This window comes from Escherichia sp. E4736, from assembly GCF_005781225.1.
Lineage (GTDB): Bacteria > Pseudomonadota > Gammaproteobacteria > Enterobacterales > Enterobacteriaceae > Escherichia.
Window position 1 is genome coordinate 135,929 of sequence record NZ_VATT01000010.1, and the last position, 24,386, is coordinate 160,314.

The 24,386-nt window shown below is 51.8% G+C and carries 21 protein-coding genes; 9 read left to right on the forward strand and 12 right to left on the reverse strand.

Annotated features, from left to right (window positions below):
- Window positions 1–3: 3 nt before the first annotated feature.
- Both envC and gpmM read right to left on the reverse strand, forming a co-directional pair.
- Window positions 4–1,263, reverse strand: coding sequence for a murein hydrolase activator EnvC (gene envC, locus FEK46_RS07410; protein ID WP_001626259.1), 1,260 nt, complete (start codon window positions 1,261–1,263; stop codon window positions 4–6).
- A 33-nt stretch (window positions 1,264–1,296) separates the two neighbouring features.
- Entirely contained in the window at window positions 1,297–2,841 is a 1,545-nt protein-coding gene (gene gpmM, locus FEK46_RS07415) for a 2,3-bisphosphoglycerate-independent phosphoglycerate mutase (protein WP_135560305.1), read from the reverse strand.
- Window positions 2,842–3,085: 244 nt separating this feature from the next.
- Here gpmM and FEK46_RS07420 point away from each other — a divergent pair, with 244 nt between their 5' ends.
- From FEK46_RS07420 to cysE, 5 genes are all read left to right on the forward strand, one after another.
- The gene (locus tag FEK46_RS07420; RefSeq protein WP_001156181.1) at window positions 3,086–3,517 is read left to right on the forward strand and encodes a rhodanese-like domain-containing protein; all 432 of its coding nucleotides are present in this window, start codon (window positions 3,086–3,088) and stop codon (window positions 3,515–3,517) included.
- Between the two features lie 141 nt (window positions 3,518–3,658).
- On the forward strand, window positions 3,659–3,910 hold the full coding sequence (grxC, locus tag FEK46_RS07425) for a glutaredoxin 3 (RefSeq protein WP_000024392.1): 252 nt from the start codon (window positions 3,659–3,661) through the stop codon (window positions 3,908–3,910).
- A 62-nt stretch (window positions 3,911–3,972) separates the two neighbouring features.
- Window positions 3,973–4,440: a protein-export chaperone SecB gene (secB, locus tag FEK46_RS07430; protein WP_130206686.1), complete on the forward strand. Its 468-nt coding sequence runs from the start codon at window positions 3,973–3,975 to the stop codon at window positions 4,438–4,440.
- A complete protein-coding gene (gene gpsA, locus FEK46_RS07435) occupies window positions 4,440–5,459 on the forward strand; it encodes an NAD(P)H-dependent glycerol-3-phosphate dehydrogenase (RefSeq protein ID WP_105289412.1) in 1,020 nt (339 codons plus the stop codon). The genes secB and gpsA overlap by 1 nt, the downstream gene beginning before the upstream one ends.
- 79 nt (window positions 5,460–5,538) lie before the next feature.
- Entirely contained in the window at window positions 5,539–6,360 is an 822-nt protein-coding gene (gene cysE / locus FEK46_RS07440; protein WP_001277565.1) for a serine O-acetyltransferase, read from the forward strand.
- A gap of 52 nt (window positions 6,361–6,412) precedes the next feature.
- Here the strand turns inward: cysE and trmL are convergent, their stop codons facing one another.
- From trmL to FEK46_RS07475, 7 genes are all read right to left on the reverse strand, one after another.
- On the reverse strand, window positions 6,413–6,886 hold the full coding sequence (gene trmL, locus FEK46_RS07445) for a tRNA (uridine(34)/cytosine(34)/5-carboxymethylaminomethyluridine(34)-2'-O)-methyltransferase TrmL (RefSeq protein ID WP_000932351.1): 474 nt from the start codon (window positions 6,884–6,886) through the stop codon (window positions 6,413–6,415).
- 167 nt (window positions 6,887–7,053) lie between these two features.
- The gene (lldD, locus tag FEK46_RS07450; protein WP_130206682.1) at window positions 7,054–8,244 is read right to left on the reverse strand and encodes a quinone-dependent L-lactate dehydrogenase; all 1,191 of its coding nucleotides are present in this window, start codon (window positions 8,242–8,244) and stop codon (window positions 7,054–7,056) included.
- Entirely contained in the window at window positions 8,241–9,017 is a 777-nt protein-coding gene (gene lldR, locus FEK46_RS07455) for a transcriptional regulator LldR (protein ID WP_130261179.1), read from the reverse strand. Before lldR ends, lldD begins: the two co-directional genes overlap by 4 nt.
- Window positions 9,017–10,672 carry an L-lactate permease gene (lldP, locus tag FEK46_RS07460; protein WP_130215198.1) on the reverse strand — a complete coding sequence of 552 codons (1,656 nt, stop codon included), beginning with the start codon at window positions 10,670–10,672 and terminating at the stop codon, window positions 9,017–9,019. Before lldP ends, lldR begins: the two co-directional genes overlap by 1 nt.
- A gap of 405 nt (window positions 10,673–11,077) precedes the next feature.
- The gene (locus FEK46_RS07465) at window positions 11,078–15,616 is read right to left on the reverse strand and encodes a YadA-like family protein (RefSeq protein WP_135560304.1); all 4,539 of its coding nucleotides are present in this window, start codon (window positions 15,614–15,616) and stop codon (window positions 11,078–11,080) included.
- A 43-nt stretch (window positions 15,617–15,659) separates the two neighbouring features.
- Complete coding sequence (locus FEK46_RS07470) at window positions 15,660–16,343, reverse strand: DUF3251 domain-containing protein (RefSeq protein WP_130206676.1); 684 nt, start codon at window positions 16,341–16,343, stop codon at window positions 15,660–15,662.
- A gap of 535 nt (window positions 16,344–16,878) precedes the next feature.
- Complete coding sequence (locus tag FEK46_RS07475) at window positions 16,879–17,241, reverse strand: YibL family ribosome-associated protein (protein ID WP_000665680.1); 363 nt, start codon at window positions 17,239–17,241, stop codon at window positions 16,879–16,881.
- 279 nt (window positions 17,242–17,520) lie between these two features.
- On the opposite strand from FEK46_RS07475, the gene yibT reads away from it, so the two are divergent.
- Window positions 17,521–17,730: a protein YibT gene (gene yibT / locus FEK46_RS07480; RefSeq protein WP_130206674.1), complete on the forward strand. Its 210-nt coding sequence runs from the start codon at window positions 17,521–17,523 to the stop codon at window positions 17,728–17,730.
- Between the two features lie 4 nt (window positions 17,731–17,734).
- On the opposite strand, the gene mtlR is transcribed toward yibT, so the two are convergent.
- The 3 genes from mtlR to mtlA all read right to left on the reverse strand — a co-directional run bounded on the left by mtlR (window position 17,735) and on the right by mtlA (window position 21,610).
- The gene (gene mtlR, locus FEK46_RS07485; RefSeq protein WP_130206672.1) at window positions 17,735–18,322 is read right to left on the reverse strand and encodes a mannitol operon repressor MtlR; all 588 of its coding nucleotides are present in this window, start codon (window positions 18,320–18,322) and stop codon (window positions 17,735–17,737) included.
- The gene (mtlD, locus tag FEK46_RS07490; RefSeq protein WP_130206670.1) at window positions 18,322–19,467 is read right to left on the reverse strand and encodes a mannitol-1-phosphate 5-dehydrogenase; all 1,146 of its coding nucleotides are present in this window, start codon (window positions 19,465–19,467) and stop codon (window positions 18,322–18,324) included. Before mtlD ends, mtlR begins: the two co-directional genes overlap by 1 nt.
- Before the next feature lie 229 nt (window positions 19,468–19,696).
- Window positions 19,697–21,610, reverse strand: coding sequence for a PTS mannitol transporter subunit IICBA (gene mtlA, locus FEK46_RS07495; RefSeq protein ID WP_130206668.1), 1,914 nt, complete (start codon window positions 21,608–21,610; stop codon window positions 19,697–19,699).
- A 535-nt stretch (window positions 21,611–22,145) separates the two neighbouring features.
- Here mtlA and FEK46_RS07500 point away from each other — a divergent pair.
- The 3 genes from FEK46_RS07500 to FEK46_RS07510 all read left to right on the forward strand — a co-directional run bounded on the left by FEK46_RS07500 (window position 22,146) and on the right by FEK46_RS07510 (window position 24,326).
- On the forward strand, window positions 22,146–22,508 hold the full coding sequence (locus tag FEK46_RS07500; RefSeq protein ID WP_130206666.1) for a DUF3302 domain-containing protein: 363 nt from the start codon (window positions 22,146–22,148) through the stop codon (window positions 22,506–22,508).
- Between the two features lie 2 nt (window positions 22,509–22,510).
- Window positions 22,511–23,647: an HlyD family secretion protein gene (locus FEK46_RS07505; RefSeq protein WP_000364939.1), complete on the forward strand. Its 1,137-nt coding sequence runs from the start codon at window positions 22,511–22,513 to the stop codon at window positions 23,645–23,647.
- 70 nt (window positions 23,648–23,717) lie between these two features.
- Window positions 23,718–24,326, forward strand: coding sequence for a glutathione S-transferase (locus tag FEK46_RS07510; protein ID WP_135560303.1), 609 nt, complete (start codon window positions 23,718–23,720; stop codon window positions 24,324–24,326).
- Window positions 24,327–24,386 lie beyond the last annotated feature (60 nt).

Here is a 24,386-nt window from a genome sequence, read left to right on the forward strand (position 1 = left end):
AACTTATCTTCCCAACCACGGCTGTGGATTGACCGCCTGACCCTGGCGGCGAATTTCGAAATAGAGTGAAGGCCGACCCTGACCACCACTGCTGCCCACCAGTGCAATTGGCTGGCCCGCGCGAACCTGCGAACCAACGCTCACCAGTGCGCTCTGATTATAGCCGTAAAGACTCATGTCGCCTTTACCGTGCTCAACCACCACCACCAGACCGTAGCCTTGCAGCCAGTCAGCCAGAATCACCCGACCGTCGGCAATCGCTTTAACTTCAGTACCTTCAGAGGCACCGATAACCATCCCTTTCCAGCGCAGTTCGCCTTGTAGCTGTTCGCCATAGCGATGCAGCGTTGGCCCGCGAACCGGCCAAAATGCCTGACCGCGCGGTGCGCCCAGACCACCAGTTCGGGACATCAGCGATTTTTCGCTTTCGGTCGGTTTGTAGGTGGTGCCTTTACGTGTCGCTTCTTTCTGACGGTCGCGAACCGCCTGGGCTTCGCGCGCTTCACGTTCAGCACGCGCTTTCGCTGCCGCTTCTGCACGGGCAATGCTGTTACGCAGACGGGATTCGTTGGCACGCAGTTCACTTAGCTGCTGCTGACCTTGCTGGATGGAAGATTCCAGCCCCGCCAGCGTCTTTTTACGCTCGTTCAGCGCCTGAGTCAGTTTCGCCTGTTGGGCGCGCTGCTCATATAACAGCGTTTGTTGCTCGCTTTGTTTCTCTTCCAGTTCAGCACGCTGCATGGCGACTTCTTCACGCGTTTGCTTCAACTGGGCGATGGTTTCTTGTCGCGCCTGGTTGAGATAGCCGAAGTAAGCCTGCAATCGTTGACCGCGCTGGCTTTCTTCACCGCTGAGAATCAGCTGAATACCGGTATGTTCACCCTGACGAAACGCAGCATCCAGTTGCGCGGCGAGGCTGCGTTCCTGGGCGGCTTTTTGCTGCTCCAGTTTGGCAATCGACGCGTTCATCTCATCAATCTGTTTATTCAGTTGATTGAGCGTGTTTTGCGTTTCGCGCAGCTTGCGGGTGGCTTCGGAGATCGCCTCTTCCTGCTTTTTCAGCTGAGCAAGCAGGCTTGAGCGTTGTTGCTGCTGTTGGCGTACCGCGCGCTCTTTCGCGGCGATATCGGCCTGAATAGACTTGAGTTGGTCGCGGTCATCCGCGTGGGCGGAAAACGTGCACAACAATACGCCAGCGCTAAGAACGCTGGCGTAAATGATGGGCCTGACTGCAAACCTGCGCGGTTTCGTGGCCCGTGTCATGGTATTAATCGCCTTTCCCCTCATGGGGAGGGATTATTCCACGATGAACAGCGGCTTACCAGTCATCTCTTGCGGGATTTCCATCCCCATCAGCGACAACATGGTCGGTGCGATGTCAGAAAGCTTACCGCCTTCAACCGCTTTCACGTTCTTATCACCAACGTAAATCAGCGGAACTGGCAGGTTGGTGTGTGCTGTGTGTGCCTGACCCGTTGCCGGATCGCGCATCTGTTCAGCGTTACCGTGGTCAGCGGTGATCAGCAGTTGTCCACCCACGGACTCAACGGCTTTTGTCACTTCTTCAACACAGTGATCCAGCGCTTCTACCGCTTTAACCGCCGCTTCCATCACTCCGGTGTGACCTACCATGTCGCCGTTCGGATAGTTACAGATAATGGTGTCGTATTTGCCGCTCTTGATTGCCGCAACCAGTTTTTCGGTCAGCTCTGCGGAGCTCATTTCCGGCTGCAGGTCGTAGGTAGCGACTTTCGGCGAGTTGATCAGAATGCGGTCTTCGCCTTTGAACGACTCTTCTACACCACCGTTAAAGAAGAAAGTGACGTGAGCATATTTTTCAGTTTCGGAAATACGCAGCTGAGTTTTGTCGTTTTTCGCCATCCACTCGCCGAAGGTGTTAACCAGAGACGCCGGTGGGTAAGCCACTGCGGTTTTGATGTCGGCAGCGTATTCGGTCAGCATCACGAAATCGACGTTAACCACTTTCTTACGCGCGAAGCCGTCGAAATCAGCGTTCACGAACGCACGAGTAATTTCACGCGCACGGTCAGCACGGAAGTTCATGAAAATCAGCGCGTCGCCGTCTTCCATTGCTGCATCTGACTGGCCTTCTGCACGAATAACGGTCGCTTTCACGAACTCGTCGTTTTCGTCGCGAGCATAAGCAGCCTGCAAACCAGCAACGGCGGTATCGGCCTGGAATTCACCCTGCGCCAGAGTCAGCAGGTCATAAGCTTTTTCAACGCGATCCCAACGGTTGTCGCGGTCCATCGCGTAGTAACGACCAATGATGGACGCTACGCGGCCTTTACCCAGCGCGGCAAATTTCTCTTCGAATTTTTTCAGCGAAGATTCAGCACTGCGCGGCGGAGTGTCGCGACCGTCAAGGAATGCGTGCAGGTAGATTTTTTCTGCACCGCGTTCAGCTGCCAGTTCTACCATCGCCATGATGTGATCTTCGTGGCTGTGTACGCCGCCTGCGGAGAGCAGACCCATAATGTGTACTGCTTTACCTGCGTTTTTCGCTTTATCTACCGCACCAGTCAGTACCGGGTTAGCGAAGAAAGCGCGATCTTTGATTTCAACGTCCAGACGAGTCAGGTCCTGATACACGATGCGGCCGGCACCCAGGTTAACGTGGCCTACTTCGGAGTTACCCATCTGACGGTCAGGCAGACCGACTTCCAGACCGGAAGCGTCGATCAGGGTATGCGGACGATTGGCCCACAGTGCATCCATTACCGGGGTTTTAGCACTAAAAATGGCGTTATCCTGCTGTTCTTCGCGATAGCCATAGCCATCCAGAATCACCAGTACCATAGGTTTTTTAGAAACCGACATTGCGACAACCTCATACTCAAGAGTCAAAATTTGCGTAATTTTACTACAGCTGAATCGATAAAATAGCCTCTGAAGATCAAAATATACGACCGCTCGCGGCAAGCCGATGCCAGATTTGCGATTTTTTTTCGTCGCGCCCCGCAAAATTGCATTCCAGTTAACGCGCTGGCTGTATTTGCCGCACTGCGCAGGTATACTCCTTTCCTGGTTTTTTTAATCACTACGTCGGGAGTTGTTACCCCCCATGCAAGAAATTATGCAATTTGTTGGCCGTCATCCCATACTGAGTATCGCCTGGATCGCGTTACTGGTGGCGGTTCTTGTCACTACGTTTAAGAGCCTGACCTCGAAAGTGAAGGTGATTACTCGTGGTGAAGCTACGCGTCTGATCAACAAAGAAGACGCTGTGGTTGTGGATTTACGTCAGCGTGATGACTTCCGTAAAGGCCATATCGCAGGTTCTATCAATCTGTTGCCGAGCGAAATCAAAGCCAACAATGTTGGTGAGCTTGAGAAGCACAAAGACAAACCGGTTATCGTGGTAGACGGTTCTGGCATGCAGTGCCAGGAGCCTGCAAACGCGCTGACGAAAGCTGGTTTTGCGCAAGTATTCGTGCTGAAAGAAGGCGTCGCTGGCTGGGCTGGCGAAAACTTGCCTCTGGTGCGCGGCAAATAATTTACCTGTCGTCTTTCATGATGCAGGCCGTTAGCTGCAATTATGCCCCCAGCGACTTATTGTTATAAGCTTCTGGGGACACTCCATTTTGCTGCCGCCCTGCAACATGAAATTTCAGGGTAAAAAAACAGGAGCTAAGTTATGGCCAATGTTGAAATCTATACCAAAGAAACCTGCCCGTATTGCCATCGTGCAAAAGCACTGCTGAGCAGCAAGGGCGTGAGTTTTCAGGAGCTGCCGATTGATGGCAACGCCGCCAAGCGTGAAGAGATGATCAAACGCAGCGGTCGTACCACGGTTCCCCAGATTTTTATTGACGCACAGCACATTGGCGGCTGTGATGACTTGTATGCATTGGATGCACGTGGTGGACTGGATCCCCTGCTGAAATAACGTGTGAACGTTGGCATTACATTGCGCAGTATTTAAGGACAACACTTAAGGGTTTTCTACACATGTCAGAACAAAACAACACCGAAATGACTTTCCAGATCCAACGTATTTATACCAAGGATATTTCTTTCGAAGCGCCGAACGCGCCGCACGTTTTCCAGAAAGATTGGCAGCCAGAAGTTAAACTTGATCTGGATACGGCATCTTCTCAACTGGCAGATGACGTTTACGAAGTGGTACTGCGTGTTACCGTAACGGCATCCCTGGGCGAAGAAACTGCGTTCCTGTGTGAAGTTCAGCAGGGCGGTATTTTCTCCATCGCGGGTATTGAAGGCACCCAGCTGGCACATTGCCTGGGCGCATACTGCCCGAACATTCTGTTCCCGTATGCTCGTGAATGCATCACCAGCATGGTATCCCGCGGTACATTCCCGCAACTGAACCTTGCGCCGGTTAACTTCGATGCGCTGTTCATGAACTATTTGCAGCAGCAGGCTGGCGAAGGTACTGAAGAACATCAGGATGCCTGATGAACCAACGTAATGCTTCAATGACTGTGATCGGTGCCGGCTCGTACGGCACCGCTCTTGCCATCACCCTGGCAAGAAATGGCCACGAGGTTGTCCTCTGGGGCCATGACCCTCAACATATCGCAACGCTAGAACGCGACCGCTGTAACGCTGCGTTTCTCCCCGATGTGCCTTTTCCCGATACGCTCCATCTTGAAAGCGATCTCGCCACCGCGCTGGCAGCCAGCCGCAATATTCTCGTCGTCGTACCCAGCCATGTCTTTGGTGAAGTGCTGCGCCAGATTAAACCGCTGATGCGTCCTGATGCGCGGCTGGTGTGGGCGACTAAAGGTCTGGAAGCGGAAACCGGGCGTCTGTTACAGGACGTGGCGCGTGAGGCGTTAGGCGATCAAATTCCGCTAGCGGTTATCTCTGGTCCAACATTTGCGAAAGAACTGGCGGCAGGTTTACCGACGGCTATTTCGCTGGCCTCTACCGACCAGACCTTCGCCGATGATCTCCAGCAGTTGCTGCACTGTGGCAAAAGTTTCCGCGTTTACAGCAACCCGGATTTCATTGGCGTGCAGCTTGGCGGCGCGGTGAAAAACGTCATTGCCATTGGCGCGGGGATGTCCGACGGTATCGGTTTTGGCGCAAATGCGCGTACGGCGCTGATCACCCGTGGACTGGCTGAAATGTCGCGTCTTGGTGCGGCGCTGGGTGCCGATCCTGCCACCTTTATGGGCATGGCGGGGCTGGGCGATCTGGTGCTTACCTGTACTGACAACCAGTCGCGTAACCGCCGTTTTGGCATGATGCTCGGTCAGGGCATGGATGTACAAAGCGCGCAGGAGAAGATTGGTCAGGTGGTGGAAGGCTACCGCAATACGAAAGAAGTCCGCGAGTTGGCGCATCGCTTCGGCGTTGAAATGCCAATAACCGAGGAAATTTATCAAGTATTATATTGCGGAAAAAACGCGCGCGAGGCAGCATTGACTTTACTAGGTCGTGCACGCAAGGACGAGCGCAGCAGCCACTAAACCCAGGGAACCTTTGTTACCGCTATGACCCGGCCCGCGCAGAACGGGCCGGTCATTATCTCATCGTGTGGAGTAAGCAATGTCGTGTGAAGAACTGGAAATTGTCTGGAACAATATTAAAGCTGAAGCCAGAACGCTGGCGGACTGTGAGCCAATGCTGGCCAGTTTTTACCACGCGACGCTACTCAAGCACGAAAACCTTGGCAGTGCCCTGAGCTACATGCTGGCGAACAAGCTGTCATCGCCAATCATGCCTGCCATTGCTATCCGCGAAGTGGTTGAAGAAGCCTACGCCGCCGACCCGGAAATGATTGCTTCTGCGGCCTGCGATATTCAGGCGGTACGTACCCGCGACCCGGCAGTCGATAAATACTCAACCCCATTGTTATACCTGAAAGGTTTTCATGCCTTGCAGGCCTATCGCATCGGTCACTGGCTGTGGAATCAGGGCCGTCGTGCACTGGCTATTTTTCTGCAAAACCAGGTTTCTGTGACGTTCCAGGTCGATATTCACCCGGCGGCAAAAATTGGCCGTGGCATTATGCTCGACCACGCGACGGGCATCGTCGTTGGTGAAACGGCGGTGATTGAAAACGACGTGTCGATTCTGCAATCCGTCACCCTTGGCGGTACTGGGAAAACCAGCGGTGACCGTCACCCGAAAATTCGTGAAGGCGTGATGATTGGCGCGGGCGCGAAAATTCTCGGCAATATTGAAGTTGGGCGCGGCGCGAAGATTGGCGCAGGTTCCGTGGTGCTGCAACCGGTGCCGCCGCATACTACTGCCGCTGGCGTTCCGGCACGCATTGTCGGTAAACCAGACAGCGATAAGCCATCAATGGATATGGACCAGCATTTCAACGGTATTAACCATACGTTTGAGTATGGGGATGGGATCTGACGTCCTGTGATTGTGCCGGATGCGATGTAATCATCTATCCGGCATACAGTAACTAATCTCTCAACACCGCTCCCGGATACCCCAGCTGCCGCCAGGCTTCATACACCACTACCGACACCGCATTGGACAGGTTCATGCTGCGGCTGTCCGGCACCATTGGAATACGAATTTTTTGTTCAGCGGGCAGGGCATCAAGAATGCTCGCTGGCAGGCCGCGCGTTTCCGGGCCGAACATCAGATAGTCGCCATCCTGATAGCTTACGGCGCTATGTGCGGGCGTACCTTTTGTAGTGAGAGCAAACAGGCGCTGGGGATTTTCTGCTTCGAGGAACGCGCTGTAGTCATGATGACGCGTAACGGCGGTAAATTCGTGGTAGTCCAGCCCTGCGCGGCGTAGGCGCTTATCGTCCCAGGCAAATCCCATTGGTTCGATGATATGCAGACGAAAGCCGGTGTTAGCGCAAAGACGGATGATGTTGCCAGTATTTGGCGGAATTTCTGGTTCGTAAAGTACGATGTTTAGCATACTGCCCCCTTAGTGCGGGGGCAGGATAGCAGAAAATTGGTGAGCCGTGCGGCCTTTTCCCCTCACCCCGGACTGTGCATCCGAGAGAGGTGATTCAGTCTGAGGGAGCACAAACAACACCGATCGGTCCCCTCTCCCTGAGGGAGAGGGTTAGGGGGCTCAAACGACTATGCCGCATTCCCTTTCGCCATCGGAGCCAGCGCCGCAGGCAACTCTTTACCCAGCCCCTGCACCAACGAATCTTGCGTAATTTCGCTGATCGATTTCGCGCCCGTCAGCGTCATTGCCACTTTCATCTCTTTCTCAATGAGATTCAGCAGGTTAGCCACGCCCGCCTGGCCCGCCGTTGCCAGCGCATACAGGAAAGCACGACCCAGCAGTACGGTGTCGGCACCGAGCGCAATCATACGCACAACGTCTAGCCCGTTACGAATGCCGCTATCCGCCAGAATGGCGATATCCCCTTTTACCGCGTCCGCAATAGCAGGCAGTGCGCGGGCAGAAGAGAGCACGCCATCTAACTGACGACCGCCGTGGTTAGAAACCACAATCCCGTCAGCGCCAAAACGTACCGCATCACGCGCATCTTCTGGGTCGAGGATCCCTTTGATCACCATCGGGCCATCCCAGAAATCGCGGATCCACTCAAGGTCTTTCCAGGAGATGGACGGATCGAAGTTATTCCCCAGCCAGCCGATGTAATCTTCCAGCCCGGTCGGTTTGCCAAGGTAAGCCGAGATATTCCCTAAATCATGTGGACGACCATTCAGGCCCACATCCCACGCCCATTGTGGATGAGTCACCGCCTGCAAGTAGCGGCGCATTGCCGCATTTGGGCCACTCATACCCGAATGCGCATCACGGTAGCGTGCGCCCGGCGTTGGCATATCCACGGTGAAAACCAGCGTAGAACAACCCGCGGCTTTTGCTCGTTCCAGTGCGTTACGCATAAAACCGCGATCGCGCAGTACGTAAAGCTGGAACCACATTGGGCGCTTGATGGCGGGTGCGACTTCCTCAATCGGGCAAACGGAAACCGTTGAGAGAGTAAACGGAATGCCATGCGCATCCGCCGCTTTTGCGGCCTGAACTTCGCCGCGTCGCGCATACATGCCGCACAAGCCCACTGGAGCCAGCGCTACTGGCATCGACAATTTCTCATTAAACAGCGTCGTTTCCAGGCTTAAGTCGGACATGTTTTTCAGAATGCGCTGGCGCAGCGCCACTTCTGATAAATCTTCCATGTTACGACGCAGGGTATATTCAGAATATGCGCCGCCATCCATATAGTGGAACAGGAACGGCGGCAGAATGCGTTGTGCTGCGGCGCGATAATCGCTGGCTGCAGAAATAATCATGCGTTTTTCTCCCTCGAATGCTCATTATGCTCACCGGGCAGGCGGGTAATACGTGCACGGCGCGCCTGATCTTCATCGAATCTTTTCATGGTGCTGTGGACAAAACTGAGATGCGCCATCATCGCTTTACGCGCCCCGTCGGCATCACCGGCAAAAATGGCATCAATGACTGCCTGATGCTGCTCGGTCAGTTGTGAAAAAACGGGCGGCACGAGATACATCCGTTGACGGCTTTGCATCACCGAGGATTGCAGAACATCAAAGAAACCACGCATGGTTTGTAGCAGCACGATGTTATGCGAGGCTTCGGCAATCGCCAGATGGAAACGAACGTCCGCTTGTGAGGCGAGGTCCGGGTCTTCGCTGAGCGTTGCCTCAAAGCAAAGCTGAATTTTCTCTTTGTCACCAGGCGTGGCGCGCATCGCTGCATGCCATGCGGTGCTGGCTTCAATGGCGTAGCGGGCTTCCAGAATATCGAAACTGTAATCCGGATCATCGGCCATCAGCGTTTTCAGCGGCTGGACGATGTTTTGCTCCGACCACGCGTCATGACGCCAGCGCACAAATGTGCCACCACCGCGACGACTAAGAAGTACGCCTTCGCTCACCAGTTTTGCCAGCGCTTCGCGCAGTGAATTACGCGACACGCCGAGTTGCATCGCCAGTTGGCGTTCAGCGGGCAACTTCATGCCCGCCTCCAGCTGTTTTTCATCAATCAGCGCCCGCACACGGGAGGCAACCTCGTCTGACAGGCGTCTGGGTGTAGCAATCATTAAGGAATCATCCACGTTAAGACGTAAGCCTGAAGCGTGGTGATCACGCCCACCATACAGGTGAATATCAGGCTGTGTTTGACGGTAAAGCGGAACAGGTCTGACTCTTTGCCAACCAGGCCTACCGCCGCACAGGCGATAGCGATGGATTGCGGGGAGATCATCTTCCCGGTAACACCGCCGGTGGTATTGGCGGCAACCAGCAACAGGTCAGAGACGCCAATTTGTTGTGCGGCCGTGGCTTGCAGAGCGGCAAACAGAGCGTTAGATGACGTATCCGACCCGGTCAGGAATACCCCCAGCCAGCCGAGGAACGGCGAGAAGAAGGTGAATGCATGACCGGTGTGCGCCAGTGCCAGCGCCAGTGTTGACGACAGCCCGGAATAGTTCGAGATAAAGGCGAACGCCAGCACCATACCGATGGAGTAGATGGGCAGCGCCAGTTCTTTCAGCGTGCTGCCGAAGGTGCTGAGAGCGTCAGACGGTTTCATCTTCAGCCAGACAACCGAGAGCAGCGCAGCAAACAGAATGGCGGTACCGGTGGCAGAGAACCAGTCAAACTTAAATACGGCGGCGTAAGCGGTAGCTTCGCTGACCACCGGCGGCATACGAGCAACCAGTTTGTCGAGATACGGTACCGGAATGTTGATCACCCATTCATAAAGTGCGCCGCCCGAAGCGAAAAGTGCTTTAAACGGCGGGATACTCCAAAGTGTTACGGTGGCGGTCAGGAACAGGAACGGTGTCCAGGCACGCAGCACCTGACCCGCCGTGTAACCTGTGTGAGCCAGCGTCATATCAACCTGCGATGCACCCAGATCGCCGAAGCGGAAAACGCGTACTGGCTGCCAGCGTTTGAGGAACAGTGTCAGGCAGAGCAGCGATACCAGCGAAGAGATAATGTCCGGCAGTTCCGGCCCAATGAAGTTGGAGCTGAGATACTGTGCGATGGCAAACGAACCACCTGCAACCACGACCGCAGGCCACGTCTCTTTAATACCGCGCCAGCCGTCCATAATCGCCATGATCCAGAACAGGACGATAATGGTCATAAACGGTAGCTGACGACCCACCATCTGGCCGATCTCAAAGCTGTCGATGCCCGTTACCTGTCCGGCAACCAGAATTGGAATACCCATCGCACCAAATGCCACTGGCGCGGTGTTAACAATCAGGCACAGTCCGGCGGCGTACAGAGGTTTAAAGCCCAGGCCGACCAGCAATGCGGCGGTGATCGCCACCGGTGCGCCGAAGCCTGCAGCCCCTTCGAGAAATGCGCCGAAACAGAAACCGACGATCAGCATTTGCAGACGCTGGTCTGGGGTTATCGAAAGAATCGACGAGCGGATAATGTCAAACTGTCCGGTTTTCACCGAGATCTTATAGACGAACACCGCCGCAATAATGATCCACGCGATTGGCCACAAACCGTAGAAGAAGCCATAAACCACCGAGGCCAGCGCGTTGGCGACCGGCATTTTATAGAACAGCAAAGCCACGGCCAGGGCGATGGCAACCGTCCAGGTGGCGGCAACGTATCCTTTCAGTTTGAGCTTAATCAGCGCAAAGAAGAAAAACAGGATGGGAAGCGATGCTATCAGGCTGGAAAGCCAGATATTCCCGGCGGGATCATAGTTTTGTTGCCAGAGATTCATTGCAGGTCTCCTGGAGTCCACGCACATCGTGTAATGAGTCTGTTGCTCATCTCCGTGTCACACGTTGTGTAAAAGTGGTACTGCCAATTTTGTTGTGTAGGGATAATGACAATGAATGGTTAACTAAATGTTATTTACTGGCAACGTTAATGTGAGTTTTAATTGGGAAAATGTGAACCAGAGGTCAGATAAGCGAAGAATTGGTAGGGCCAATTTTTTTGGCGAAGGGAGATGTCTGGTAAAGAAAAGGGCAATCCTCATCAGAGAATTGCCCTTAGATTGTTGACCCGGTGCGCCTTATCTTGCCGGAATATCCGGCCTACAGGAATGTGCAGAATCACCCTGTAGGCCTGATGCGCGTAACGCATCAGGCAATTTGGCGTTTACCCATTCGTTAATGGATGATTACCACTGAATACCGGCACCGAGTGCGGCGGAGTATTCACCCTGGCTATTGGTACTACCTTGTAATTTGTAGACCCAACGACCATTGGCGCTCACCATCGACACACCTAAAGCAACAGCTGATTCACCGTTGTAAGTACCGCCACCAATAGAGGCCATGCTGGCACCCGGAGTGTAAGCCTGCGGCAGGCCGGTCATCGCCATTGCAGAAGCGATACCACCACTCAGCTTGCTTTCAGTTTTGGACAGTTTGTTATCCATCTCAACCATGCGCTGATCGGTGTATTGCTTCGTTTCCTGCACGCTTTGCTTCAACTGCGCGTAGTTCACCGCGTCGTTGTTGTTCACGCCAGCGGAAACGTTGCTGATGCGAGTCGTACCGCCGTTGCCACCACCGAGGGTGATGTTGCTGTAGTCGATAGAACCATCAGCTTTGGTGTCGTAACGCACACCGCCTGCTTCAGAAGACTTCAACTGCGCAACGTTAACGGCGTCGGTAGCATTTTTACCGGCGGCTACGTTGGTGATACGACGCTGATTGGTAGAAGAACCCACAGAGATCGTGTTTTCTTCGTTGGCCACGGAGCCTGTACCCAGAGCGACGCTGTTGTCAGCGGCAGCAATGGAACCAGAGCCAATTGCGACGCTATCTTTACCCTGCGCGTTAGCATCGACGCCATCGGTATTGGTCTTGAAGTACTTGGTGCTACCGGTGGTCACGATGTCGCCAATACCGTTTTCGATATTAGTAACGCGAGTATCCAGATTAGTGACCTGATTGTTCAGGTTAGTAATGCTCTGGGTATTCTGGGAAACCTGCGCGTCCGTTACTTTCAACTGACCCACGTTAACCGCATCAGTATCAGCCGAACCTGCTGCGACGTTGGTGATCTGGCGTTGACCGTCTTCACTGCCGACAGAGAACTCACCGACAGAGTTTTGCGGAGCGTCCATGTTATAGGCGGTGTAGCCAGTCTGCGCACCACGGGTAGTCTGAGAACCATTACCCATCGCAATACTGTTGGCATGGTTTGCACGCGCGTTGCTACCGATAGCAATACCGTTGATCGCATCTGCCAGCACCAGAGTGTTCAGGCCGATACCAATGCCAGCATTACCGTTAACGATAGTTTTCGCACCCATTGCCAGCGAGTCTTCACCGACTGCCAGTGAATCTTCAGCCGTTGAGTTAGCGTGGAAGTATTTGGTCGGCGTGGTAGCGACTGCACCAATGGCATTCTGCAACTGGCGAACCGTAACGGCGTCATGGGCTTCGGAACCATCGGCTACGTTGATGATTTGACGATATTTACCGTCATCACCAATTGACAATGCGCCGAGTAATTCACCGTCAGTGGTGTCGTAGCCAATCTCTACGCCATTTTCCGTTACGCTGGTGTTACGAGAACCTTTAACAATCACACGGTCGGAAACAGAGCTGCTACCCAGTGCGATACCCGTATCAACTTCGCTGCTGCTGTCCTGACCAATAGCTACACTGCTGGCACCAGAGGCAACAGCGTTATAGCCTACTGCGGTAGCACCAATACCAGAGGCGCTGGCGTCGTTGAACGCTAAGCTGTCGTCGTTGGTACGCACATAGTTAATACCTGCACCATTCTCTGCGATGTACGTCGTATCGGTGTTTCCGGCAAGCTGATTGATGATTTGGCTATTCTGCTCGATCAGCAGGTTAGCGGCATTCAGTTGGGAACCGTTGACGGCGTCAGTGCTGCCCGCTTCAATCAGACCATCAGCCACATTGGTGATTACACTGGCTTTGCCTTCATGGTTGGCGCTGTAGGCACCCGCAGCGTCATCCCACAACAGGGCATTATCATCGAGCGCATCCAGAGCTTCACCGACGTTGTTGTAATCGGTATTTGCAATGGTGTAAGTCGGCGCAGTGATAGAACCGTCAGAGTTGACTTCTGCATCTCCACCCAGGGCATCAGCAATGTACTTATTGGTGTCGTAGAGTTGCGAACCGTTAATGGCATCGCTGCTGGTATCAGAAATTGCACCGTCTGCGACATTAGTAATAATGCTGGCCGTTTTATCTATCCCGCGACCGGCGCTAAATGCACCTTGACCGTTATTTGCTGTTGCATCCCACAGCAGAGCATCATCGAGAGTGGTGTCGATTGCGTTCAGAGCTTCACCGACGTTGTTGTAATCGGTATTTGCAATGGTGTAAGTCGGCGCAGTGATGGTGCCATCAGCGTTAACTTCTGCGTCACCACCCAGCGCATCGGCAATGTACTTGTTGGTGTCGTAGAGTTGCGAACCGTTAATGGCATCGCTGCTGGTATCAGAAATTACACCATCTGCGACGTAAGTAATGACGCTGTCGGTACCACCGTGTTTGGCGCTGAATTTTTTGGCGGTAGTATCCCAGAGCAGAGCATCACCGAGCGAATCGGTAAATGACGAGTTAATGGCTGCCAGAGCATCACCGACGTTAGTGTAGGCATTATTACCAATAGTATAGGTTGGTCCGGTTAATACGCCCGTATCGCTGATATCGGCACCACCGCCAAGATAAGTCGTGAAGGAATCAGCTAAACCATAAAGCTGGCTACCATTAATGGCATCGAAGCTGTTGGAAGAAACTGTGCCAGCCAGTACGTTGGTGATTTTGCTGGTGGCATCGGTACCGTGCGCGGCGCTGAATGCACCAGCATTTGAATTAGCGGTCGCATCCCACAACAGGGCGTCATTATCCAGAGCAGTAAGAGCTGCGCCAACGTTGGTGTATTCATTGCCGCCAATATTATATTTAGGGCCGGTAAATACGCCGGTATCACTCATTGTTGCGCCACCGCCCAAATAGGACGTAATGGTGCTTGCCGTACTCTGAAGTTGTGAACCATTAATGGCATCGGTGCTGGTGGTAGAAACAGTGCCTGCCAGTACGTTGGTGATTTTGCTGGTGGCATCGGTGCCGTGCGCGGCGCTGAATGCATTTTTAGCATCATTCCACAGCAGGGCATCATCCTTAAGGTCACCAACGGAATTCGTCAGGTTGGAGATGTTGGTGGTGTTGGTGGCAATACTTGCCGTATTCGTGGCAATGTTGCTGGTATTAGTAGCGATATTGGTGGTATTGGCCTCGACATCGTCATTGGTAGCTTTCAGCTGAGAACCGTTAACCGCATCCGTACTGGTAGCAGAAATAGTGCCGGCTTTAACGTTGGTGATGATGCTGGTGGCATCTGTACCATGTGCCGCACTATATCCCTTTTTAAGGGAGTCCCATTGTATCGTATTATTGTTTAGATCCGCTAAGGCGTCGCCAACATTGCCATAAATACCATTTTTCAGTCTGTAATTCGGGGAAGTAACGACGCCTTGCGAATTGACGGTAGCTCCCCCACCAAGATGGTCCGCTACTGACTTACTGATAGCATAAAGCTGTGATCCATTGATAGCATCAGTACTGTCAGTGCTGATATTACCTGCTGCCATATTGACAATTTGTCGCTGAACTGTTGTGTTCCCCACAGAGACGGAATTCTCTTCAGTCGCTACAGAACCAGCGCCCAGAGCAACGGAATTTTTCCCTTGAGCACTGGCTTGACCACCAATTGCAATGCCATTTTCTAAACCGGCATAACTATCTTGTCCAATAGCAATAGAATTTGCACCGCCTGTGGTACTACCATTACCCAGCGCGATAGCATTTACGCCGTCAGCTTTATTCCCCTGACCGATGGCAATTGCACCAGCAGCTACGGCCTGGCTTTGATTACCCAGAGCAATCGTGTTATCGGCATCTGCAATACCCCCAAAGCCCAACGCGATACTATTAAGCCCATTTGCCTGCGCTTTGGTACCAACGGCCGTCGCATTTTCAGCGGCTTTGCTCTCAGCGCCCATAGAAATTGCGTTTGCGGCGCTGGCGGTGGATAGTCTGCCGAATGCGAGGCCGTCGTCACCGTTTGCTACGCTATATTCACCCATTGCAATGGATTTGGCACCTCTAGCCTCAGCGTGAAAACCTGATGCGAGACTGGATAGGCCAAGTGCTTTGCTGTAATAGCCTAGAGCGACAGCGTTATCTGCATCGGTAGTGGCATATACCCCCATAGATATAGCAAAGCCGGCATTTGCAGTTGCATTGGATGAGGCTCCCATAGCAATAGAGCGGTTGCCATCGGATTTTGCTTTTACCCCCAAAGCCAGAGAGGAATCACCATTCGATTGACTGTATGAGCCGATTGCTGTGCTCCACATTCCAAGTGCTTTAGCATAATAACCGAGTGCTGCTGATGCACCATTGGTATTTGTATATGAATTAGCGATAGCTCCATAACCAATTGCAATCCAACCAGTACCACTGTCGTAGTGGTTACTGTCACCAGTATCATTACCGGCATTTGCTAACGCCCCAAACGACGACAACAGCCCACCAGCGACCAGCGCAGAAATTAACAGCTTACTGCGTCCGCTCTTCTTGCCACGACTCTTCGCCGTTTCGCTGGCAACGCTGTAACTGCCCGTCGCCGGATTCCAGATAACTTTAAATATTTTGTTCATTATTGATGCTCTCTATTCCTTGATATAAGCGCAGAAGCTGCATTTATTTTTTGCTTTTTCGCTGCTGATATGCAGCAGAGTGAAGGTCGTCGAACTGAAGGTTTGCCATATTGATGGCGAGCTTCAGGTATTTAAGATTATTAGGAGATACGCCTTTCAGCGTCAGGTTAATGTCTTGCCATTGACCTGGTAATAATTTCAGCGAGGAGTTCATTGAGGTGCTGAAAAGTAATTGCTGCCATTTTGCTAAGTCTTTAGCATCGGCAGGTTTTTCGTTGCCCCAGGTGGCATGAAAACCAATATTGGATACGGGAACGCTTAATAAGTTGACCAGTGAAATACGAATAACGCTGCCATTTTCTACGGCGTCAATAGACAGTATGCGTCCTGCTAGACCGACTGAGCCGTTATTTAAAATGAAGTATTGTGTTTGTGTCGGGTTAAATTCAGTGAAGACAAACTCATTCTGCTTGTCCTTGACTGATTTCACGACGCCAGCAAGCGTTTTGGTACTATTTATGATGCTATTTTGTTGTTTTTCAAAAAGTTCAATTTTGCTTTTATATTGTTCTTGCTGTTTTTTTAGCGCGTCTATTTGACTTTGTTGCAATGCTTGCTGCCTGGTGAACTCGTCGATTGAGTTTACTTTTTCAATATAGTCACACCCCGTTAATGCACAGAGTGACGATATCGTTAACACGTTTAATAGTGCTTTTTTTATGCTCATGGGATGAATTCCTTTTCATAATCCTGATGCGTTGGAAACTACGGTATAGTTATTTTTTGTGTGAATGATTTAATATTTTATATTCACAATAAAAATGAATGAGAGAGTTTTTAATTAATGGGCATTGAGAGTGTATTATTAAATGTCAAATTGTTTTAGTTTGTCGATGATAATGAGTAAATCGCGCGAAGTTTAATGATCGGTGTCAATCAATGTCAAATGTTTAATGGAGTAAAAGCGAGGAAGGTAAGAAGTTAATATTTGTATGGTGGATGTTTTGATAAAATAAATGTGATGATGGTTGGAAAATATAAATAATTAAGCATTAATACACGAATAATCATATTTAATATTTATATATAGTGCTTTTATTACGCTGAATATTTTCAGAATTTAGCCTGTGACAATGAGGCAAGCGAGCGGGCAACATTGAACATGCGATGTTAAGAATGTTAACGATATTCGGTATCTGAAACCAGCTCCTGCATGTGTCAGCAGGAGCGAGTAAAAATAGAGGAAGCGGTGATTACATTGATCAGAAGGCAGTCTTTGAGAACCCGGTCATCTCTTGCAGGCCCATTTCACGGCCCAGTGCGGTCATCGGGTGCACAACCACCAGCCCGCGAACGCTCTTCTTCAGCTTGCCCATATCAGCTTGCTCTTTTTTCGTAATCGCACGCTGGAATGGCATCTTCATCAGCTTTTGCGCTTCTTTACTGAGTTTCTGGCTATGAACTTCGCGCAGACGCGCAATTTCAGCTTCCAGCGTGGCTTTCTCTTTTTCCAGCTCGGCATATTTGTCTGCGGCTTCAACCAGTGACAGATCGGCTTGCTGATGGCGGATGGCGTCCAGGCGATCGCTGAGACGTTTGATTTCGTTTTTTTCGACTTCTTTCATTTGATGGCTTCTGATAAAGATAAATTTATAGTCCCTAGTATGCGCGACCAGGCACTTTGTTCACAACTGATGACATTGTAATAGTTCTTCCTTGCAACCAGTTACATGCTCAAAAACCATGTAACGTTTTGATTTGTAGTAAAATTAAAAGAAAAAGATAACCAGTGAGGGTGAACATTGAGGAATAAGCACGTTTTCCTTAATGCCATCTTGACCTGGATCCTAAACTAAAATTGGCGGCCGCGCATTCCCGGCGCGGGGTAATACGGAGATATTATCATGGGCAAATTAGGTGAAAACGTTCCGCATCTGATCGACAAAGCCGTAGATTTTATGGCATCAAGCCAGGCGTTCCGGGAGTATCTGAAAAAGCTTCCTCCCCGCGACGCTATTCCGTCCGGTATACCTGAGGATAGCGTGCCGTTATATCTGCAACGTCTGGAGTATTATCGTCGGCTTTATCGGCCGAAGCAGGTTGAGAAGCAGTAATCGCTTACTTTTGAAAGGCTTTTTTTAAGCTGATTTTGGAAATCAGCTCTGTCAGTGAAAGGACCATTGTTGAACGCACAGCTTGTTGGTAACGCTGAATTTGCATCGCATACAAACTGGAATCCGTTGGTTCAAATTGTGGCGGCGGTGGGATCGCCGCCACGCAGTGCAGCTCGCCAAATGGCCCAATAATTTCATCATCGGTAAAGGCATACTCGTTACCGTCGTGATTCAGCTCTTCACGCAGCGCCATCAAGAGTTCCGCATCTTCATATTCGTTGCGGCTAATCACGCCAAGCCCATAAATCAGCTTTAAGCGCACGGAAAGGTCGCCCAGCGGACCATCGCCGTCGAGTAACGGTTCTACAGCATACTTCACCGCGTAATCGTCTTTGCGGAATACCTGAAGCACCAGAAGATTCACCGCCTCGGTCAGGAGATCAACGGCGGTGATCAAAAAGCTTCGCACGGTTTTGCCAGCATTCAGACGCTCAAGCACACGGTTTTCAAAGGCCTGGGTTTGTTCCATTGTTGCCTGCATATCTGACAATCTGTTGTTCAGGCGCAGGGTTTTCTGCGCCTGGTCTACCATTATTTTGCGTTATAAGCCGTGACTGCTTCGGCGACTACCTCGCTGTTAGCATCAAGCCCGGAAATTTGCGCCAGCGCTTCCTGCGGGCCTTTCTCGGTAATCAGTGCCGCCAGTTCCTGCGCCTGCGGATCATCTTCACTACGGAAATGCATCGCGGCGGCGATACCTTCAATCAGGTTTTTGTGCGGCAAACCGTACTCCAGCGTACCCAACAGCGGTTTTACCAAACGATCGCCAGCGCTCAGTTTACGCAGCGGCTGACGCCCTACACGCTCCACATCATCCTTCAGATACGGATTTTCAAAACGACCGAGGATTTTCTGGATGTATGCTGCATGTTTGTCAGCATCAAAGCCATAGCGCTTGATCAGTACAGCGCCGCTTTCTTCCATCGCACCTTTTACCACTGCACGGATTTTCTCGTCGAGAATTGCATCACGAATGGTCTGATGGCCCGCCAGTTTTCCGAGGTACGCGGTTATAGCATGACCTGTGTTCAGGGTGAAGAGTTTACGCTCGACAAATGCCATCAGGTTGTCTGTTAATTCCATACCTGGGATGTTCGGCAGTGTGCCTTTGAACTGGGTTTTATCAACAATCCATTCGCTGAAGGTTTCTACCGTGACTTCCAGCGGATCGTTAGTTGCAGAAGCGGAAGGCGGTACGATGCGGTCAACGGCGGAATCGACAAAGCCAACATGCTCTTCTACCCACGCTTTGGCATCTTCCGGCAGGGCGTTCATCACATGGCCTTTCAGTTGCGTGGTGCCGCGAACCATGTTTTCACAGGCGATGATGTTCAGCGGGGATTCATTACCTTGCTCTTTACGTTTCACCAGCCCTTTAGCGATGGCAGGAGCTATACGTTCCAGCACGACCGGGCCAACGGCGGTAGTGACTAAATCAACCTGAGCAATCAGATCAACGACATCATCACCAATGCTGCTGACGGCATTTACACCGGAAACGGTATCCACCTGCTCGGTTTCGCCGACCACATGAACCTGATAGCTATGACGGGCATTCAGGGCATCAAGCACCACCTGATTTACATCGGCAAACGTCAGTTGGATACCCGCGTCCGCCAGCAGTTTACCGATAAAGCCACGACCGATATTACCTGCGCCAAAATGTAATGCTTTCATAGTATTAACCTTCATCAATGTTTTTACCCGAGAGGGCTGGGGTGAGGCATTTCCCTCACCCAAACCCTCTCCGTGAGGAGAGGGGCAGCGCCGGATGCGGCGTAAACGCCTTATCTGGCCTACAAGAACGTGCAAATTCAACAAACTGCGCTTTGTTTTGTAGGCCTGATAAGCGAAGCGCATCAGGCAATCAGCCCCACCTTCTCCATGTGGAGAGGGTGGGATTGGATTACTTACGACCTGCCAGCAGTTCCAGCACTTCATCCACGCTGGTGGTGTGTGCCAGACGCTCGATGACGGACTCATCATCCAGGGCGTTGGTCAGGCTGGTGATAACCTGAATGTGCTCGTTGTTACGGGCTGCAATACCAATCACCAGACGGGCAATGTCATCTTCTTCTTCACCGAAGCGCACGCCTTCCGGGTACTGGCAGAACACGACGCCCGTTTTCAGCACGCGATCTTTCGCTTCAACCGTACCGTGCGGCACGGCGATAGACTCACCCAGGTAAGTCGGGGTCAGTTTTTCACGGTCCAGCATCGCCTGTACGTATTCCGGCTCAACATAACCGCCTTTCACCAGCTGCTCGCCAGCAAAACGAATCGCTTCTTCTTTGGTGGCCGCTTTGCGACCGAGGAAGATGTTTTCCGCGCCGAGCTTGAACAGGTTGGCATTAGAATCGTCAAAGCTGTCTTTCAGGCTGTCTTTTACTTTCACTTCGTTTTCAGTATGACGCTGGGCAGCAACCAGACGTTCAGTCAGGCTGGTGTACAGGCCGCTATCGAGGAAGTTAGTCAGCGAAATATGTTGTGCCTGCGGAACCTGGCGCATAGCGCGTTCGGTCAGATCACGGTGAGTGATGACCAGGTCCACATCCGGCGGTAGGTTGTTGATCGCGCTGTTGGTAACTGAAATCTGCGACAGACCCGCATCCTGAATTTTCTTACGCAGCACACCTGCGCCCATCGCACTGGAACCCATACCGGCGTCACAGGCAACGATGATTTTACGTACGTGGCTCAGGTCGTTAGTCACATCGCCAGCAGACAGCGGAGACGCGCCTTTAGACTCAGCTTTCATTTCCTGAACGCGACGTGCTGCAGCTTCAATATCATCTTCTTCTTTTACTTTGCTGGTTTTCAGCAAAATAGCAGAGACAACGAAGGACACAGCCATCGCCGCACACACACCTGCGATGTTAGCGAAATAAGCACCTTTTGGCGTCATCGCCAGTACCGCGAGGATAGAACCCGGAGATGCCGGAGAAACCAAACCACCGCCCAGAATAGTCAGCGTGAACACGCCAGTCATACCGCCGAGGATAACGGCCAGAATCAGACGCGGGTTCATCAACACATACGGGAAGTAAATTTCGTGGATACCACCCAGGAAGTGGATGATTGCCGCACCGCCCGCAGACTGTTTAGCGCTACCACGACCAAAGAACATGTACGCCAGCAGAACACCCATACCCGGACCCGGGTTAGCTTCAATCAGGAAGAAGATGGATTTACCCAGTTCATGGGACTGCTGAATACCCAGCGGCGAGAAGATACCGTGGTTAATGGCGTTGTTGAGGAAAAGGATTTTCGCTGGCTCAACAAAGATGGACGCCAGCGGCAGCATGTCATGGACAACCATGAAGTTAACGCCCGCAGCCAGCATTTTGGACAGGGCTTCAACCAGCGGACCAATCCCCATGAATGCCAGAATAGCGAGGATCATCCCCATGATACCGGCAGAGAAGTTGTTCACCAGCATCTCAAAACCGGATTTGATTTTACCGTCTACCCAGCGGTCGAAATGCTTAATGCACCAGCCACCCAGCGGACCTGCAATCATAGAACCGAGGAACATCGGCATATCTGCGCCGACGATAACGCCCATGGTGGTGATGGCACCGACTACGCCGCCACGTTCGCCGCCTACCAGCTTACCACCGGTATAACCGATCAGTAGCGGCAGGAGGTAGGTGATCATCGGCCCGACCAGCTTCGCCAGCGTTTCGTTCGGTAACCACCCTGTTGGAATAAATAACGCGGTGATGATACCCCACGCGATAAACGCGCCGATATTCGGCATCACCATGTTGCTGAGGAAACGACCAAAGCTTTGCACTTTGATCTTAATATCGGATGACATAAAAACACCCCTTCTTATGTTTGCTGTCGCGCAGGCTGGAAGCCCGAGGTTTTTTGTTAATGTGGCGGCAGAGGTAGCCGGACCTTGTAGATACTGCGAAATCTGGCACTGAATCGGTTAACTGTCCAGTTGGTGGCCTTTTGTGTGATGCTAGTCACATAAATATAGGGGGTAGAGAGGTAATTGACGTGATGTTCATCACAAAACGTTTGTGTAAAAAAGCAACAAGACGGCGATTTTCGCTAAAAATGGCATTTAAATGTGAGTAACGTCACATTTTTATTTTGACGGTTTGTTGAATCTTTGTGATCTAAATCACAAGATATTTTCTCACGGCGTTCACCTGATGTGATCTACAGCATGTTATGCCTTAGTCATAAAATCGTTATGTAACTAAGCAACTCATCGCTTCTTAAAATTATTCTTCGGTGTGATGGCGAGAATCGCAATCCCGGATTATTGTCAAATAATCAGCCCGACGCGTATCTGGCTGCCAGCCCATAACAACTCTGATAAGCGTGAATTCGAGGCAGCTATGTTTCTAAACTATTTCGCGTTGGGAGTGCTGATCTTCGTCTTTCTGGTGATTTTTTATGGAATCATCGCGATACATGACATCCCCTATCTGATTGCCAAAAAGCGCAACCATCCTCATGCCGATGCCATTCATACCGCAGGGTGGGTCAGCTTGTTTACGCTCCACATTATCTGGCCGTTCCTGTGGATCTGGGCCACGCTTTACCAACCGGAACGCGGCTGGGGGATGCAGTCGCATATTACGCCGCAAGAGAGGGCGCCTGACCCGGACATCGCTGCGCTTTCTGACCGTATCTCCCGGCTGGAACATCAACTCGCCGCCGAGAAAAAACCTGACTACTCCACGTTTCCGGAGATCTAATCATGGATCTGTTGATTGTCTTAACTTACGTGGCGCTGGCGTGGGCAGTATTTAAAATCTTCCGCATTCCGGTGAATCAGTGGACGCTGGCGACGGCGGCGCTCGGCGGTGTGTTTTTGGTGAGTGGTTTGATTTTACTGATGAATTATAACCATCCCTACACTTTTACGGCGCAAAAGGCGGTGATAGCTATCCCTATCACGCCACAGGTGACGGGGATCGTGACTGAAGTCACCGATAAAAATAATCAGCTTATTCAGAAGGGCGAGGTGCTTTTTAAGCTCGACCCGGTACGTTACCAGGCGCGAGTAGACAGACTTCAGGCTGATCTGATGACGGCGACGCATAACATCAAAACGCTGCGGGCGCAGCTCACTGAAGCGCAGGCTAACACCACTCAGGTTTCAGCGGAGCGCGATCGGCTGTTTAAAAATTATCAACGCTACCTGAAAGGCAGCCAGGCGGCGGTGAATCCGTTCTCGGAACGTGACATCGACGATGCGCGGCAGAATTTTCTCGCGCAGGATGCGTTAGTGAAAGGCTCGGTGGCGGAGCAGGCGCAGATCCAGAGCCAGCTCGACAGCATGGTCAACGGTGAGCAATCGCAGATTGTGAGCTTAAGAGCGCAACTTACTGAAGCAAAATATAACCTTGAGCAGACCGTCATTCGCGCGCCAAGCAATGGCTACGTTACTCAGGTACTGATCCGCCCAGGTACATACGCAGCTGCCTTGCCGCTGCGTCCGGTTATGGTTTTCATCCCTGAGCAAAAACGGCAAATTGTCGCCCAATTTCGGCAAAACTCGCTGTTACGTCTGAAACCCGGCGATGATGCGGAAGTGGTGTTTAACGCGCTGCCTGGGCAGGTGTTCCACGGCAAACTGACCAGTATTTTACCTGTCGTGCCTGGCGGCTCGTATCAGGCGCAGGGGGTACTGCAATCATTAACGGTCGTGCCCGGCACGGACGGTGTGCTGGGAACCATTGAACTGGACCCTAACGATGATATCGATGCCTTACCCGACGGCATCTACGCCCAGGTGGCAGTTTACTCCGACCATTTCAGCCATGTTTCGGTGATGCGGAAGGTACTGCTAAGAATGACCAGTTGGATGCATTATCTTTATTTGGATCATTGAGACTTATATCACCTGTGTTTTGCGTGAGCCTGGGCCATACTGATATTTTTCCTCGCACAAAGGACTCGGCATGAAACTCGTCGGTAGCTACACCAGCCCGTTTGTACGCAAACTTTCTATTCTGTTGTTAGAAAAGGGCATAACTTTCGAATTTATTAATGAACTGCCCTATAGCGCGGACAATGGCGTGACGCAATTTAACCCGTTAGGGAAAGTGCCGGTGCTGGTGACCGAAGAGGGCGAATGTTGGTTTGATTCGCCGATCATCGCTGAATATATTGAATTAATGAATGTCGCTCCGGCGATGTTGCCGCGCGATCCGCTGGAGTCGTTGCGAGTGCGCAAAATTGAGGCGCTGGCGGATGGCATTATGGATGCCGGGCTGGTGTCGGTGCGTGAACAGGCGCGTCCGGCGGCGCAGCAGTCTGAAGATGAATTGTTACGCCAGCGGGAGAAAATCAACCGCAGCCTGGATGTGCTGGAAGGATATCTGGTCGATGGCACGCTCAAAACTGATACAGTCAATCTGGCGACTATCGCCATTGCCTGTGCCGTCGGGTATCTCAATTTCCGCCGCGTTGCGCCGGGCTGGTGTGTGGACCGCCCACACTTAGTCAAACTGGTCGAGAATCTCTTTAGCCGCGAAAGCTTCGCTCGCACCGAACCGCCAAAGGCTTGATGCGCGATATGTCCTCCTGACCCATCTCACGTTACAATCCGTGGTTATGTTAAACGCCCT